Annotated in this window: 13 protein-coding genes and 1 pseudogene; 4 read left to right on the top strand and 10 right to left on the bottom strand. The window is 69.8% G+C overall.

Features of this window, described 5'->3' with window-relative positions:
- The first annotated feature begins 4 nt into the window (after nt 1-4).
- The 4 genes and pseudogenes from ACN675_RS01305 to ACN675_RS01320 all read left to right on the top strand — a co-directional run bounded on the left by ACN675_RS01305 (nt 5) and on the right by ACN675_RS01320 (nt 4,541).
- Nucleotides 5-1,489 carry an aldehyde dehydrogenase family protein gene (locus ACN675_RS01305; RefSeq protein ID WP_420749186.1) on the top strand — a complete coding sequence of 495 codons (1,485 nt, stop codon included), beginning with the start codon at nt 5-7 and terminating at the stop codon, nt 1,487-1,489.
- A gap of 112 nt (nt 1,490-1,601) precedes the next feature.
- On the top strand, nt 1,602-2,780 hold the full coding sequence (locus ACN675_RS01310; protein ID WP_420749289.1) for a CaiB/BaiF CoA transferase family protein: 1,179 nt from the start codon (nt 1,602-1,604) through the stop codon (nt 2,778-2,780).
- A gap of 33 nt (nt 2,781-2,813) precedes the next feature.
- Nucleotides 2,814-3,305, top strand: a pseudogene (locus tag ACN675_RS01315) (SRPBCC family protein).
- Between the two features lie 102 nt (nt 3,306-3,407).
- On the top strand, nt 3,408-4,541 hold the full coding sequence (locus ACN675_RS01320; RefSeq protein ID WP_420749187.1) for a nitronate monooxygenase: 1,134 nt from the start codon (nt 3,408-3,410) through the stop codon (nt 4,539-4,541).
- A gap of 39 nt (nt 4,542-4,580) precedes the next feature.
- Here the strand turns inward: ACN675_RS01320 and ACN675_RS01325 are convergent, their stop codons facing one another.
- The 10 genes from ACN675_RS01325 to ACN675_RS01370 form a co-directional block, all read right to left on the bottom strand.
- A complete protein-coding gene (locus ACN675_RS01325; RefSeq protein ID WP_420749188.1) occupies nt 4,581-5,891 on the bottom strand; it encodes an MCE family protein in 1,311 nt (436 codons plus the stop codon).
- Nucleotides 5,888-7,009 carry an MCE family protein gene (locus tag ACN675_RS01330; protein ID WP_420749189.1) on the bottom strand — a complete coding sequence of 374 codons (1,122 nt, stop codon included), beginning with the start codon at nt 7,007-7,009 and terminating at the stop codon, nt 5,888-5,890. Before ACN675_RS01330 ends, ACN675_RS01325 begins: the two co-directional genes overlap by 4 nt.
- Nucleotides 7,006-8,214, bottom strand: a complete 1,209-nt coding sequence (locus ACN675_RS01335; protein WP_420749190.1) for an MCE family protein — start codon at nt 8,212-8,214, stop codon at nt 7,006-7,008. The genes ACN675_RS01330 and ACN675_RS01335 overlap by 4 nt, the downstream gene beginning before the upstream one ends.
- Nucleotides 8,211-9,227 carry an MCE family protein gene (locus ACN675_RS01340; protein ID WP_420749191.1) on the bottom strand — a complete coding sequence of 339 codons (1,017 nt, stop codon included), beginning with the start codon at nt 9,225-9,227 and terminating at the stop codon, nt 8,211-8,213. The genes ACN675_RS01335 and ACN675_RS01340 overlap by 4 nt, the downstream gene beginning before the upstream one ends.
- Nucleotides 9,224-10,240: an MCE family protein gene (locus ACN675_RS01345; RefSeq protein WP_420749192.1), complete on the bottom strand. Its 1,017-nt coding sequence runs from the start codon at nt 10,238-10,240 to the stop codon at nt 9,224-9,226. The genes ACN675_RS01340 and ACN675_RS01345 overlap by 4 nt, the downstream gene beginning before the upstream one ends.
- Nucleotides 10,237-11,394 (bottom strand): MCE family protein, encoded by a 1,158-nt coding sequence (locus tag ACN675_RS01350; RefSeq protein ID WP_420749193.1) that lies wholly within the window; start codon nt 11,392-11,394, stop codon nt 10,237-10,239. The genes ACN675_RS01345 and ACN675_RS01350 overlap by 4 nt, the downstream gene beginning before the upstream one ends.
- A gap of 5 nt (nt 11,395-11,399) precedes the next feature.
- Nucleotides 11,400-12,260, bottom strand: coding sequence for an MlaE family ABC transporter permease (locus ACN675_RS01355; RefSeq protein WP_420749194.1), 861 nt, complete (start codon nt 12,258-12,260; stop codon nt 11,400-11,402).
- On the bottom strand, nt 12,257-13,021 hold the full coding sequence (locus ACN675_RS01360) for an MlaE family ABC transporter permease (protein WP_420749195.1): 765 nt from the start codon (nt 13,019-13,021) through the stop codon (nt 12,257-12,259). The genes ACN675_RS01355 and ACN675_RS01360 overlap by 4 nt, the downstream gene beginning before the upstream one ends.
- 102 nt (nt 13,022-13,123) lie before the next feature.
- The gene (locus tag ACN675_RS01365; RefSeq protein WP_420749196.1) at nt 13,124-14,755 is read right to left on the bottom strand and encodes a long-chain-fatty-acid--CoA ligase; all 1,632 of its coding nucleotides are present in this window, start codon (nt 14,753-14,755) and stop codon (nt 13,124-13,126) included.
- 62 nt (nt 14,756-14,817) lie between these two features.
- A complete protein-coding gene (locus ACN675_RS01370; protein WP_420749197.1) occupies nt 14,818-15,933 on the bottom strand; it encodes an acyl-CoA dehydrogenase family protein in 1,116 nt (371 codons plus the stop codon).
- Nucleotides 15,934-15,956: the final 23 nt, after the last annotated feature.

The raw sequence follows: 15,956 nt of genomic DNA on the forward strand, positions 1-15,956 counted from the left end.
ACAGATGACCGAAACCACCACTGCCCCCACACCGCATCCCGTCGTGGTACCGGAACCGCTGCTGCGCATCGGCGGCCGCGCGGTCCCGGCGCGCTCCGGCGCGACCTTCACCTCCGTCAACCCGGCGAACGAGGAAACCGTCGCGCAGATCGCCTCCGGTGGCGCCGCGGACATCGACGCCGCCGTCGACGCCGCCCGCGCCACCTTCGAGGACGGCGCGTGGTCGCAGATGCCCGGCGCCGAGCGCGGCCGGATCCTCTCGCGCGCAGCCGATCTCATCGAGCAGCACGCGCCCGAACTGTCTGCCCTCGAAACCGCCGAGATGGGCAAGCTGTACGCCGACACCGTCGCCGGGGACATCCCCGCCGCGGCGGCCTCGTTCCGGCACTACGCCGGGTGGGCCGACAAGATCGCCGGCGAAGCGATCCTGCTGCCCGACGTGGGACCGCAGCATCGCTTCGGCTACACCCTGCGTCAGCCGCTCGGCGTGGTCGGCGCGATCACCCCGTGGAACAACCCGACCGTCGTCGCCGCGTGGAAGGTCGCCCCCGCGCTGGCCGCCGGCTGCTCGGTCGTCGTCAAGCCGGCGGAGGACGCGTCGCTGTCCACGCTGAAGCTCGCCGACCTGCTCGCCGAGGCGGGTGTGCCGGACGGCGCGTTCAACGTCGTGCCGGGGCTCGGGCCGGAGGCGGGCGCCGCGCTCGCCGCGCACGAGGGCATCGACAAGATCACCTTCACCGGCAGCCCCGCCGTCGGCAAGACCATCACCTCGCTCGCGGGCGAGAAGTTCCGCAAGGTCACCCTCGAGCTCGGCGGCAAGGCGCCGCAGCTGATCTTCCCGGACGCCGACCTCGAGGCGTCGCTGCCGTGGATCGCGATGGGCAACTTCTACCACCAGGGCCAGGTGTGCGCGGCCGGCACCCGCGTCATCGTGCACGAATCCATCGCCGACCAGGTCGTCGAGGGGCTCGTCGAGTTCGCACGCGGCGCCGTGGTCGGTGACCCCTTCGACGCGGCGACGACGCAGGGCACCATCGTCAACCGCAAGCAGCTCGATCGGATCCTCGGGTACATCGAGAAGGGCCGCGGCGAGGGAGCCGAGCTGCTGACCGGCGGTGGGCGCGTCGGCGACCGAGGCTTCTTCGTCGAGCCCACCGTCTTCCGGGGGCACAACGAGCTGACGATCGCCCGCGAGGAGATCTTCGGTCCGGTCGCGACCGTCATCACGTTCAAGACCACCGAGGAGGCCGTGCGGCTGGCGAACACCACCAAGTACGGGCTCAACGCGTTCATCTTCAGCCAGAACCTGTCGACCGTGCACAGCGTGATCCCGCAGCTTCGGGTCGGTACCGTGTGGGTCAACGGCTGGGGTGTTCCCGACCCGAGCCTGCCCTGGGGTGGACGTGAGGCCAGCGGTATCGGACGTGAACTCGGCCGCAGCGGTCTCGAGGCGTTCACCGAGGAGAAGACGGTCCACCTCGGGTACTGACCCGCGAGACGAACGGAATACGGCAGTGACACAGCATGACTCGGCGCAACAGAACCCGGCGACCCAGAACCCGGCGACCCAGGACTCGACGCAGCCGGGTGCGCTCGACGGGATCAGGGTGCTCGAACTGGGCACCCTGATCGCCGGGCCGTTCGCCGGCCGACTGCTCGGCGACATGGGCGCCGACGTCATCAAGATCGAGGACCCGAAGCGTCCCGACCCGCTGCGCACGTGGGGGCAGGGCGAGAAGGACGGACACCGGTTCTTCTGGACGGTGCACGCCCGCAACAAGCGGTGCGTGACCCTCGATCTGCGGTCGCCCGAGGGACAGGAGTTGTTCCGGCGACTGGTCGCCGAGTCGGACGTCATCGTCGAGAACTTCCGCCCCGGCACCCTCGAGAAGTGGGGCCTCGGCTACGACGTGCTGTCCGGGATCAATCCCGGCATCGTGCTGGCCCGTGTCTCCGGTTACGGGCAGACCGGCCCCAAGGCGGGACAGGCAGGATACGCCTCGGTCGCCGAGGCGGAATCCGGGCTGCGGCACCTCAACGGCTACCCGGGGCAGGCCCCGCCGCGGCTGGCGCTGTCCCTCGGGGATTCCCTGGCCGGCATGTTCGCCGTCCAGGGAATCCTCGCGGCGCTCGTCTCCCGCGCACGCACCGGCCGCGGGCAGATCGTCGACGTCGCGCTCACCGAATCCTGCCTGGCCATCCAGGAATCGGTGATCCCCGACTACGACACCGCCGGTGTGGTGCGCGGACCGTCGGGAACCCGCCTCGAGGGCATCGCCCCGTCGAACCTGTACCGCACCGGAGACGGCATGTGGATCGTCATCGCCGCGAACCAGGACACCGTGTTCCGGCGGCTGTGCGCCGCGATGGACCGCCCGGAACTGGCCGACGACGTGCGCTTCGCCGACCACCTCGCGCGCGGCGTACACCAGGACGAGCTCGACGACCTGATCGGCGCGTGGGCGGCGCAGTGGAAGCTCGACGACCTGCTCGAACATCTCGCGGACAGCGGGGTGGTGGCCGGACCGGTCAACACGGTCGCGGAGGTCGTCGCCGACGAACAGTTCCGCGCGCGCGGCATGCTCGTCGAACACCACGACGAGCGCACCGGATCCGAGGTCCTCGGTCCCGGCGTCGTCCCGGTGCTCGCCGGAACCCCCGGCGGCGTGCGGCGTGCCGGTGCACCGATCGCCGGCTACGACAACGCCGCGGTGTGGGGCGACTTGCTCGGTCTCACCGAGGAGCAGCAGGCGGAGCTGAAGGCCACCGGAACCATCTGACCGCTCTCTACTCGGGACACAGGAGCGCTCCCCATGAAGTACACCGTCTCGATCGAGATCGCCCTGCCCCGGGAGATGGTGGCACAGCTGCTCGCCGACCCGGCACACATCCCGAAGTAGCTGCGGGGCTTGGTGCTGCACGAGCCGCTGAATGGGATGCACGGGCAGGTCGGTACCGAATCGCGGGTCGTGATGCAGACGGGGAAGCAGAAGCTCGAGTGTATCGAGACCATTACGCGCCGGGAGCCGGCAGACCTGCACGGGATCCCGGAAGGGAGCGTCGTTCGCTTCGAACGCGAGATCGTCGGCGGCGGCATGTGGAGCGCCGTTCGCAACCGGCTGACCGAATCCGGTCCGGAGACGACGCTCTGGGAGTGCGAGAACGAATACCGGTTCAGTGGCGTGCTGATGCGGCTGGTGGGGCTCTTGATGCCCGGAGCCTTCCGCAAGCAGTCGCTACAGCACATGCAGGACTTCAAGGCGTTCGCCGAGCAGGGAAAGGACGTCCGCGAAGCGAAGGACTGATCCACCCCGGTCGGGCGGGCGAAGGGCCTCCCCATTTCGACGCGTCGCAACTAGAGTAGAACACGTTCCAATATGCGACTCGCGTCCTCGAAGGAGTGCCGAATGCACACCCCGCTCTGCGACGAACTCGGAATCGAGTTCCCCATCTTCGCGTTCACCCACTGCCGCGACGTCGTCGTGGCCGTCTCCAAGGCCGGTGGCTTCGGCGTCCTCGGCGCCGTCGGGTTCACGCCCGAGCAGCTCGAAGTGGAGCTGAACTGGATCGACGAGCACATCGGCGACCGCCCGTACGGCGTCGACATCGTCATCCCGAACAAGTACGAGGGCATGGACTCGAACCTGTCCGCCGAAGAACTCACGAAGATGCTGCAGTCGATGGTGCCGCAGGAGACCCTCGACTTCGGACGAAAGATCCTCCTCGACCACGGCGTACCACTGCCGGAGGACGGCGACGATAACGCGTTGCAGCTCCTCGGCTGGACCGAGGCCACCGCGACCCCTCAGGTCGAGATCGCGCTGCAGCATCCGAAGGTCACTCTCATCGCCAACGCCCTGGGCACCCCGCCAGCGGACATGATCGCCCACATCCACGACTCCGGGCGCAAGGTCGCCGCGCTGTGCGGCTCGCCGGCGCAGGCCCGCAAGCACGCCGACGCCGGTGTGGACATCATCATCGCGCAGGGCGGCGAGGGTGGCGGCCACTGCGGTGAGGTCGGCTCGATCGTGCTGTGGCCGCAGGTCGTCAAGGAGGTCGCGCCGATCCCGGTGCTGGCCGCCGGCGGCATCGGCAGCGGCCAGCAGATCGCCGCCGCGCTCGCGCTGGGCGCGCAGGGCGCGTGGTCCGGTTCGCAGTGGCTGATGGTCGAGGAGGCGGAGAACACCCCCGTCCAGCAGGCCGCCTACGCGAAGGCCACCAGCCGCGACACCGTGCGCAGCCGCTCGTTCACCGGCAAGCCGTGCCGCATGCTGCGCAACGACTGGACCGAGGCATGGGAGAAGGAAGGCAACCCGCAGCCGCTCGGAATGCCGTTGCAGTACATGGTGTCCGGTATGGCGGTTGCCGCCACCCACAAGTACCCGGACGAGACCGTCGACGTCGCGTTCAACCCCGTCGGCCAGGTCGTCGGCCAGCTCACCAAGGTCGAGAAGTCGTCCGCGGTCATCGAACGCTGGGTGCAGGAGTACCTCGAGGCAACCGGCACGCTCGAACAGTTCAACGAGGCCGCGAACGCCTGATCCCCGTCCGGTGCGGCGCTTCTCGCGCCGCACCGGCGGCTACCCGGTCGGCAGCAGCAGATCCTCCAGCGTCCGAGGTGCGCCTCCCGCGAGATCTCCCTGTACATACCGTTTTCCGTCCAATCCCGTGTACACGCCGGTGATCGGATCGTAGGTTCCGGCGACCGCCCCGGCGATGCCCTGCTCCGCGGCCTGCTCCCGGCAGGTCTGCACCGTCGCGCCGCGCAGGCCCGGGAACTCGAGGCAGGGCAGGTTCCGGGCGCCGCGCACCGCGACCGGATCGTTCGACGGCAGCTTGCAATACAGATCGGGCGGCGTCTCCGGCACGTCGAGTTCGGTGGGGGAGCGCCGCTGTTCGGGCGGCAGGAACCCCTCGATGCACGGCGGTGGGTCGTTGTACGAGTTGACGAAGAACGTGTTCTGCGACGGATTGTCGACGTTCGGCAGGGCCGCGGACTGGGTGGACGCCATGATGGACGGGAACAGCACCAGGATCTGTTCGACGCCCGGATTGTAGACGGCGGCAACCTGTTCCATCGAGACGAGGTTGGCGAGCAGCAGCGGCAGCGTCGGTTCGATGCGTTGAAAACCTGCCGTCACCTCGTCGGCGGCCGGAGCGGCCCGGTCGACGAGCGCCCGCACGTCCGGATCCGCATCGCGCAGCGTGCCGGTCGTGCCGGACAGCGCCGACGCCCATTGCCCGATCGCGGACGAGGAGTCGATCTGGGTCTGCAGCAGCGGGCCGGCGCCGTCGATGAGCGCGCCGATCTCGTCGGCATTGTCGGCCCCCTCCCTGGCGACCGCTGCCGCCGAATCCACCAGTGTCCGCAGGTCGTCGCCGGACGCGCCGATCGCGGTGTGCGCCTCGTCGAGCAGGACGGCCAACCGGTCCGCCCCGACCGCCTGCAGGGTGTCGTCGAGCCGGTCGATGGCCCGGTCGACCGGTTCGGGCAGGGTCACGCGGTCGCGGGGCAGGACGTCGCCGTCCGCCAGGTACGGGGTGTTCGCGTCCTCCGGCATCAGATCGACATAGCGCTCCCCGATCGCCGACATGCTGCGGATCTCGGCGGCGGTCGACGCCGGGACCGGCACCGACGAGTCGAGGGACAGGGTGGCCTCGGCGCCGTCGTCCGTCATCCGGACCTCGGTGACCCGGCCGATCGTCACGCCCCGATAGGTGACGTTCGCGGTCGGATACAGGCCGCCGCCGTCGGCGAGGTCCAGGCGCACCACGTAGCGCCCGATCCCGAGCTGCGAGGGAACCTGCACGAACCACACACCCACGGCGGCGATCGCGGCGAGGCCGATCGCGAGGAACACGATCAGCCGGTTGCGGACGGACGGCATCATCGGGGAACCCCCAGCAGTCGGGCGAGCAGGCCGATCGGGTCCGTGGCGGACGCATCGGCGAGGCCCGGGACGGGCGGGATCGTGGCAGCCGGACCGGTGAGCGCGTTCTCGAATAGGGTGCCGAGCAACAGCGCGTTCTCGAGCGTCGGCAGCGTCAGGTCCAGGATCACCGTGCCGTTCGCGTAGTCGCCGCGCACGGCATTGCGGTAGGTGTCGATCGGGAACGGGAACGTGAGCAGGTAGCGGAGCGATTCGGTGAGCGAATCGCCGGCCGCGGTGAGCGAGGCCATCACCGGTTCGAGATCGCGCAGATTCGCCACGACGTCGTCCCCGGACGCGTCGACGAGGTCGCCGGCGATCCGTCCCAGATCCCCGAGCGACGTCAGAGCCTGCGTCAGATCTTCTCGGCGAGATGACAATTCGTCCAACGCCGGGGCGAGCGCCTCGGTGGCGTCGGCGAGCACCGCGTTCTGCGCGGACACCTCGATCGCGAGCGCGTCGAGGGATTCCATCGCCCCCACGATCTGCGCCTTCTGATCGTCGAGACCGGTGAGCGCGACGTCGAGCTGCCCGAGCAGGGTGTGCACCGACTCCTCGCGCCCGGTCAGGGCGAGATTCAGCTCGCGGGAGATCTCCTGGGCCTGGGCCAGACCACCCCCGCTGAGCACCAGCGACAACGCCGACAGGGTCTGCTCGGTCGTGGGGAACAGTCCCGCGCGTTCGAGCGGAATGACGTCACCGTCCTCCAGCGTGCCGGTGGGCGGTTCGGTGATCGGCGGGGCGAGCTCGAGATGCGCCGACCCGAGCAGGCTCGTCTGCCCTATCTTCGCGGTCGCGTTCGCGGGCAGTTCGGTGCCGCCGTCGAGCACCACCGTCACCACGGCGTGACCGCCGTCGAGCCGGATGTCGTCCACCCGGCCGACCGTGACATCCGCGACCCGGACTCTCGAATTGCGTTCGAGGGTCGTGACGTTCGGCATCTCGATATCGACGCTGTAGGCGCCGTCGCCGTGGCCGCGGGTACCCGGCAACGTCAGCGAATTGACCCCGCGCCACTCGCACGCGCTCGTCGCCAGGACGAGCGGGACCAGCAGCAGGGCCGCGCGTACGGTTCTCATCGCACTCCCGGAAGAAGCAGATCTTCGAGGTCGGAGCCGGAGGACACCGGGGCCAGGCCCGGTTCGGTGTACACGAGCTGGTCGGGCAGCGCGCCCACACCCCGGGTCGGATTGATCATGATCGGTGGATAGTCGACGGCGAGCAGCCGCAGGATCGGACCGAGTTGCTGCACACACAGTTCCGAGCCGGTGTGCGCGTCGACATCCTCCGCGGCCGCGAGCGCCGAGCAGATGAACTGCACCGGGTTGGCGAAGTTGGTCAGTGCCAGCGCCGAGACGACCGTGTTGTGGGCGGGCTGGTAGATGCCCTGCAGATTGGACAGCGCGGTCGGCGCGACGTGCAGGACCTGCGCGATTCCGTCCCGCTGGGCTGCGAGCGTCTCGGCGAGTTCGGCGGTCCGGTCGACGGTGCCGCCGATCCGCTCGCGGTTGTCGCGCACGAACCGTTCGACGTCGCCGAGAGCGGTGCCGAGCGTGCCCAGCGCGGTACCCATCTCGTCGCGGTTCGCGTCGAGGATCTGCGTCACCGACGCCATCCGGTTGTTGAACGCGACGATCTGCCCGCGACTGTTCGACAGCGCGTCGACGAACACCTGCAGGTTGCGGACGACCGAGAACAGGTCGCCGCGACCGTCGGAGACGGTGCGCAACGCCGCCGACAGCTCCTCGGCGGTCGCGCGCAGGTCCGTGCCCTGGCCCTCGACGTTGCTCGCGGCGACATCGAGAACCTCCCCGAGCGGTCCCTGCGGGTCGTCAGGGGTGGGACCGAGTTCGCTGGTCAGTTCGGTGAGCTGCCGGGTCACCTCGTCCCATTCGACGGGCACGGCGGTGCGCTCGATCGGGATCGTCGAACCCGGACCGAGCTGTGGTCCTCCGGTGTAGGCGGGTGCGAGCTGCACGAACCGGGCAGACACGAGGGTGGGCGCGACGACCGCGGCCTTCACGTCGGCGGGCACCGGCCAGTCCGCGTCGATCTCGAACGTGACGCGTACCCGGTCGCCGTCCGGCGCGAGGCGCGTGATGCGGCCGACGTCGACACCCATCACGCGCACGTCGTCGCCGGGATACAGACCGCGGGCGGAGGCGAATTCGGCGGTGAACTCGTGCGTGGAGCGCCACGGCACGATCCCGAAGGACACGACGGCGATCACGCCGAGCACCAGGAACGGGATCAGCCAGGGCAGCAGCGGCCGGATACGGGTCACGGGGTACCTCCGCCGGCACCGGCGCGTTCGAGCGCGTCGGTCAGGGCCGGTTCGATCAGCTCGGGCGGCAGCAGGTTCTGGATGTAGGAGTTGAAGAACGGGCCCGAGGCGACGGCCTCGCCGAGTTCGGTGGCGTACGGGCCGAGGCGCGCGATGGCGAGCGCGATGTCGTCGCGGTTGCGGGTCAGCACGTCGAGTACGGCGTCGACCTGCTCGAGGGTCGGGGCGAGCTGGGTTTCGTTGTCGGCCACGAGGTTCGTCAGCTCGACCGACAGCGCGTTCACGTTGCCGAACAGGGTGTCCAGCGAGCGTTGCCGGGTGTCGAGTTCGCGCAGGATCAGCTCGGCGTCGACGATCAGCCCGTCGACCTGCCGGCTGCGTTCGGCCAGCACCGCGGTGATCCGTTCGGCGTTGCCGAGGAGCGCACGCAGCGACTCGTCGCGGGAGGCGACCGTAGTGGACAGCCGTTGCACACCGTCCAGTGCCGCGCCGATGTCGTCCGGGGTCCGGCGCAACGTGTCCGAGAGCACCCGCATCGATTCGGCGACCTGCTCGGTGTCGATGTCCGCGGCGGTGGTCGCGAGGTCGCCGAGTGCCTCGGTGAGCTCGTAGGGCGCGGTGGTGCGGTCGAGGTCGAAGGTCGTACCCTCGGCCTCCTCGCCGGGGCCGGTGGGCCGGACCCGCAGCATCCGGGCGCCGAGCGCGGTGGCGGTCGCGATCTCCACGGTGGTGTCGGTGCCCAGCACGACCCGGTCGTCGACGGTGAAGCTCACCCGCACGGCGTCACCATCGATCTCGACGGCGGAGGCCCGCCCGGCATCCTTACCCGAAACCTGCACGGCATCACCGGTGTTCAGCCCGCCCGCGTCGACGAACCGGGCGTGGTAGGTGCGGCCGGTGTCGACGAACGGCAACGACCCGAAGTTCAGGGCGGCGAGCACGAGCACGACGAGCGCGACCGTTCCGATCACCCCGATGCGGACCTGGTTCATTTCACGGAATCGACGGGTCATGCCGGTGCGCACCTGCCCGTCGTCTGTCCGAACAGCGGCGAGGTGACGGTGTTGCCGCTGGGGTCGCTGAGCTTGATCTGCAGGCCGCACAGGTAGTAGTTGAAGAACCCGCCGTACGCGCCGAGCCGGGTGAGTGCGGCGTAGGCGTCGGGCAGGCGCGTCGCGAGGCTCTCGATGGTGTCGCTGCGCGAGTTCAGCTGCGCAGCAAGACGTCCGGCTTCGGCGATGTCGCCGGTCAGGGGTTCGCGCGACACGGTGAGCAGTTGCGCGAGCGAGGAGGCCGACGCGTCGATGTACGCGACGGATTCGGCGACGAGCGCGCCGTCCTGCGCGAGTCGATCCGCGAGTTGCTGTGCGCGGTCGAGGGAGACGTCGAACTCGTCGCGGTGCTCGGCCATGGTCGCGAGCACCGAATTCAGGTTCGTGACGACGTCGCCGACGAGACGGTCGCGGTCGGCGATGGTGGAGGTGAGCGACGCGGTGCGTTGCAGGATCGACTCGATCGTGCCGCCCTGACCCTGCAGAACCGAGATGAGATCGGCGGAGAGCTGGTTGACCTGTTGCGGATCGAGTGCGCGGAACAGCGGTTTGAAGCTGCCGATGAGCACGTCCAGGTCGAGGGCGGGGGAGGTGTGGTCGACGTCGATCACACCACCGGCGCCGAGCGGGGTCGTATCGCCGGGACCGTCGGCCAGTTCCAGGTATCGGTCGCCCACGAGGTTGAGGTACCGGACGGTCGCGTGGGTCGCGCGCGTCGGGGTGTAGACGTCCTCGACGTCGAGTGTCACCGCGATCCGGTTGCCGTCGGTGAACTCGACGGCGGTGACGCGGCCGACCTCCACGCCGGCCACCCGCACGAATTGTCCTGTGCGCAGTCCGGATACGTCCTCGAACACCGCGTGGTAGCGCGTGTAGTCCTGGAATCGCATCTGCCCGAACACGACGAACAGCGCGCCGAGGATCGTGAGCATCACCAGCGCGTAGGCCGCTGCGGCGGTCGCGGTGCGGGTCACCGGACGGGCCCCTGCAGGAGTTCGAGAATCGAACCGGGCACGAACACCGGACTGGTGTTGCCCGCCTCGAACGGGTTCGCGCCGGTGTTCGCCACCACGTACGGGGCCGGCGACTCGGCGGCGGTGACGATGGGCAGGGCGCCGCACCGCGGTCCGCCGGTCGCCGCGACCACCGGCAGATTGCGCGGGTACTCGTACGGGTCGGAGCCGAGCAGCAGCGACGAGTTGAGCATCATCGAACTGCCGTTGCCGCCGGAGGCCGGTTCGGCGAGCAACCGGGCCTGGTCGGCGCCTTGGAAGAAGCAGGTCAGCACGGGCGAATACTCCTCGAGCACGGATGCGGTGGGCCGCAGCAGATCGAGCACGCCGACGATCGCCGGTCCGTTCGGTTCGAGCACGCCGATCCCGGTGTCGGTCAGGCCGATCACCGACAGCAGCACCGCGTCGAGGTCCTCGGCCCGGTCGACGACGGAGCGGGCGGTGACGGTGAGATTGCCGAGCGAGTCGAGCAGGGCCGGTGCGGCCTCGGTGTAGGTGCCGGCGACGGACCGGGTCGCCACGAGATCCTCGCCGAGGACGTCCGTGCGCGGATTCACCTGGGCGAGAATCGTACCGGTGTCGTCGAGTGCGGTACCGAGATCGTCCCCGCGCCCGCGCAGGGCGGTGGCGGCGGCACCGAGCGTCTGGTTCAGTTCGGCCGGGTCGACGGCGTGCAGCACGGACGTGAGGGATTCGAACACCGAGTTCGTCTCGACCGTGACGCTCGCGGCGCGCAGGACCGACCCTTCACGCAGGTTTTCGCCGCTCGGGTGGACGGGGTCGGTGAGCGAGACGAACTTCGCGCCGAACACGGTGGTCGCGCGAATGTCGGCGCCGACGTCGGCCGGGATCCGGGCGGCATCGCCGGGGAACAGGCTCAGTTCGACGACCGCGCCCGTCGGCGACGGGTGGACCGCGGCCACCGTGCCCACCTGGACGCCGTGCCGTTTGACCAGTGCGCCGCGATCCAGGACGAGCCCGGCGCGGCCGGTTTCCACGGTCACGGTGACACCGGAAGCGAAGCCGCCCCGGTAGGACTGGTGGACGAGCGCGAGGATGCCCACCGCGACCAGGAGGGTCGCGGCGACGGCGATGCGGGGCAGGTGGGTGCGCATCGTGCTCACCCCGCCAGGTGCAGCTGGCGGCTGCTGCCGTAGAGGGCCAGCGAGATCAGCAGGGTCACCGTCACCACCGCGATGAGGGACAACCGCACCGCACGGCCGGTCGCGACGCCGACACCGGACGGACCGCCGTGCGCGGTGTAGCCGTAGTAGCTGTGCACGAGCATGACGATCACGGCCATCACGATCGCCTGACCGAAGGACCACAGCACGTCCGCCGGGCGCAGGAACGTCGCGAAATAGTGGTCGTAGACGCCGGGGGACTGGCCGAGAATCGTGACGGTCGCGATGCGGCTGGACAGGAACGCCGCGAGTACCGACAGCGAGTACAGCGGGAGGATGGCGATGAGCCCGGCCAGGATCCGGGTGCCGACGAGATAGGGGACCGACCGGATCGCCATCACCTCGAGCGCGTCGATCTCCTCGCTGATGCGCATGGCGCCGAGCTGGGCGGTGGTGCCGGCGCCGATGGTCGCCGCGAGACCGACACCGGCGACGACGGGTGCGACGACCCGCACGTTGACGTACGCCGACAGGAAGCCGGTGAGCGCCTCGACCCCGATGTTCCCGAGCGAGGTGAAGCCCTGCACGGCGACCGTGGCACCGGCGAACAGGGTGAGGAAACCCATGATCGCGACGCTGCCGCCGATCATCGCGAGAAGCCCTGTGCCCAGACCGATCTCGGTGACCACCCGGAACGTCTCGGTGCGGTAGTGACGTGCGGCCTTCGCCGTGGACAGCAATGCGCCGACGCAGAACACGATCTGCTCGCCGATCGTGTCGATCGCACGGACGAGACCGCGCCCGGCCCGGCTCGCGGTGTGGACGGCCCGTCCGTGGCGGAGGCTGACCAGGCTCATCGGTCGGTCACCGCGATTCCGATCGAGGTGAGCAGCATGTTCGCCAGGAACAGGGCGACGAACGCGAACACGATGGTCTCGTTGACGGCCTCGCCGACACTCTTGGGGCCGCCGGAGACCGACAGACCCCGATGGCACGCGATCAGCCCGGCGAGCAGCCCGAACACGGCGGCCTTGATCTCGGAGAGCAGCAGTTCTCCGGGGCCGACGAGAAGCGTGACCCCGGCGGCGTACGCGCCCGGGTCGACGTTCTGGAGCAGAACCGAGAAGAAGAACCCCCCGATCAGGCCGATCGCGCAGACCGCGCCGTTGAGGGTCGCGGCGACCGCGGTCGATGCGAGAGCGCGCGGCACGACGAGGCGGGCCACCGGGTCGATGCCGAGCACTTCGAGGGCGGCGATCTCCTCGCGGATCGTGCGCGAGCCGAGGTCGGCGGCGATGGCGGTGGCGCCCGCGCCCGCGACCACCAGCACCGTGACGAGGGGACCGATCTGGGTGACCGCGCCGAGTCCCGCTCCGGCGCCGGACATGTCGCTCGCGCCGATCTCCACCAGCAGGGAGTTGAGGGTGAAGACCACGAGCACGGTGAACGGGATCGACATGAGGATCGTCGGCACCAGCGAGACGCGCGCGACGAACCAGAACTGGTTCGTGAACTCCCGCCACTGGAACGGCGTCCGGAACAGTCCGGTCAGTGTGTCGAGCGACAGCGAGTAGAAGCTACCCAGGGCATGGGCGGCATCGCGCGGTGTCGATCCCATTCGCTCCTCCGCTTCCCCCACAGAACACGCAGCGGCGTGCATATCGCCAGAACATACCCGAGGGTATGTAAGGCGGGCAAGGGTTTGCGGAAGTCGGCGTACCTACCCGGCGGCGGCCGTGTCCGATTCGAGTGATTCCGCCAGTTCGTCTGTCAGGAGCCTGAATTCGTTCTCGCCGCGCTCACGAACCCACACCGGATCGGCGCAGCGCCAGCGCTCGGCGCTCAGCGAGCGGGTGAGAACCTTGAACGTCGCGGTGCGCGGGAAATCGGTGCAGACGCGGATCAGCGTCGGCAGCTGCTTGGGCCCCAGATCGGGCTGGGAGTCGAGGAACTGCGCGAACGCGACCGGGTCGAATGCGGTGTCCGCGGACGGGATCACCGCGGCCATCACCCGGTCGCCCACATACCGGTCGGGCACCGCGTAGACGGCAACCTGAGCGAACCCCTTGTAGCGCAGCAGCACTCGCTCGATGGGGGCCGCGCCGATGTTCTCGCCGTCCACCCGGAGCCAGCCCGAACTCCGGCCCGCGAAGTACACGAACCCGTCGATGTCGCGGAACCCGAGGTCGCCGCTGTAGTAGCGACCGTCCCGGACCCGTTCGGCGTCGGCCTCGGGATTCTTGTAGTACCCGGCGAACTGACCGGCGCCGCGGACGTTGACCAGTTCGCCGGTGGCCTCGTCGGCGTTGACGATCCGGCCGCGGGCGTCGAACTCGGCCGGAGGGCAAGGATTCCCGGTCTCCGGGTGCAGGATGTGGATGTCCTCCGGCAGCCTGCCGAGCGACCCGGCCGGAGCACCCGGTGTCGCGGGAATCGACACCCCGCCCTCGGTGGAACCGAAGCCGTCGACGACGACCGCGTCGAACCGGCGGCGGAACTCGGCGATCGCGGGCGCGGTGCCCTCGTTGCCGTACATGATGCGCAGGGGGTTGTCGGAGTCATCCGGCGTCTCGGGGGTCGCGACGATGTACGAGAGCGGTTTGCCCACGTAGTTGGCGTAGGTGACACCGAACTTCCGCAGGTCGGGCAGGAACCCGGACGCGGAGAAACGCCGGCGCAGGGCCACCGCGCACCCGCCGGCGAGCGCGACGGCCCACCCCGCCATCATCGCGTTCGAGTGGAACAACGGCATCGACAGGTACACCACGTCGTCGGCGCCGAGCCCGAACCGCTGCGCGAGCATCCGGCCCGGTGCCGCCACCTTCGCGTGCGTGCACCGCACGGCCTTCGGGTCGCCGCTCGTGCCGGACGTGAAGATCAGCATGAACAGGTCCTCGGGCGCGACCCCGGCGACCTCGGGAACCGAATCACGGTGTGGCGCCAGAAGGTCGGCCCAGTCCGGCGAATCGACGTCGATCACCCGGACGTCGCCGAGATCGAGACCGTCCAGCAGGCCGGTGTGCGCCCGTTCGGTGAACACCACCTGGCAGTCGGCCAGCGCGATATCGCGGGCGAGGGCGTCCCCGCGACGGGTCGTGTTCAGGCCGACCACGACGGACCCGGAGAACGCGGCAGCACCGAGCAGCAGCGAGAACTCCGGGACGTTGTCCATGAGGATCCCGAAGTGCCGCGGCCGGTCCGGATCGAGCAGGACGCGCAGCAGCGCGGCCCGGTCGTGGCTGAGCTGCACGTGCTCGCGCCACGACAGGGACACGTCCTCGAAACGCAGCCCCCGGTCGTCGATCTCGGACATCGCGGTGAGCAGGGCGGTCACCGTGGGTGTTTCCGTCATGGGTGCATCCTCCGCGCAGGCCGGCGCCGGCGTACAGGCGACATCTCGGCGAGCGGGACCGGTCAGGCCGGCGTCGAGGCGAGTTCGGCGCCGAGCGAACGCAGTTGGGTCGTCGCCGAACCGAGCAGGAACTCGTGATGCTTGGCCGCGAGGAAGTAGCGGTGGACCGGGTGATCCTCGTCGAGTCCGACGCCGCCGTGCACGTGCACCGTCGTGTGGGCGACGCGATGCCCGGCGTCGGCGGCCCAGAACGCCGCGGTGCGAAGCTCTCCGGTGTCCGGAAGCCCCGCGGCGATCCGGAATGCGGCCTGCCACAGGGTCAGCCGCACGGCCTTGACGTCGATGTAGCCGTCCGCGAGACGCTGGGCGACGGCCTGGAAGCTGCCGATCGGACGGTCGAACTGGACCCGCTCGCGGGCATATTCGGCGGTGAGCTCGAGCGCGCGTTCGAGGACGCCGAACTGGTAGGCGGCGGATCCGAGCAGCGTGCGGTCACGCAGCCACGCCGCGACCGCGGCACCGTCGGTGCCGAGCACCCGGTCGGCGCCGACGCGTGTCCCGGCGAACTCGACGATGCCGGCGCTGCCGAAATCGGTGGTGGACTGTCGGGTCACGGTAACCCCGGGGCCATCGGCGTCGACGAGCAACACCACCACGCCGGACTCCGAGGCGGCGGGGACCAGGAACAGATCGGCGATCGGCGCCGCGTCGACGACGATCTTGGTGCCGTCCAGGATCCAGCCGTCGGCGTCGGCGACGGCCCGGGTGGTGGGCGAGGTCGGATCGTCGTTCAGCTCCTCGGTGAGCGCGGCCGCGAGGACCTTCTCACCCGTCGCCGCCGGTTCGCCCCACGCGGTGCGCTGCGCGTCGGTACCGAACTCGGCGATGGCGGTCGCGGACGCGACGACGGAGGTCAGATACGGCACGGCCGCGACGCCGCGGCCGAGTTCGGCGCAGATGCTGATCTGCTCGAGCGGGCCGAATCCGTCGCCACCGATGGACTCGGGGACCGCGGCACCCAGAATCCCGGACGACGCGAGCGCGTCCCACAGGGCGTGGTCGATCCGGTCCTCGGCGGCGTCGAGCTCGCGGAGATGCTCGTTGGTGACGACCTCGGTGACGATGTTGCGGGTGAGCCCGGCGAGATCCTGCTGGGCCTCGGTGAGCGTGAAGTCCACTGCGGTGGTCCTCTCGTGGTGTG

Origin of the sequence: Rhodococcus sp. O3 (genome assembly GCF_048897285.1) — a bacterium.
GTDB lineage: Bacteria > Actinomycetota > Actinomycetes > Mycobacteriales > Mycobacteriaceae > Rhodococcus.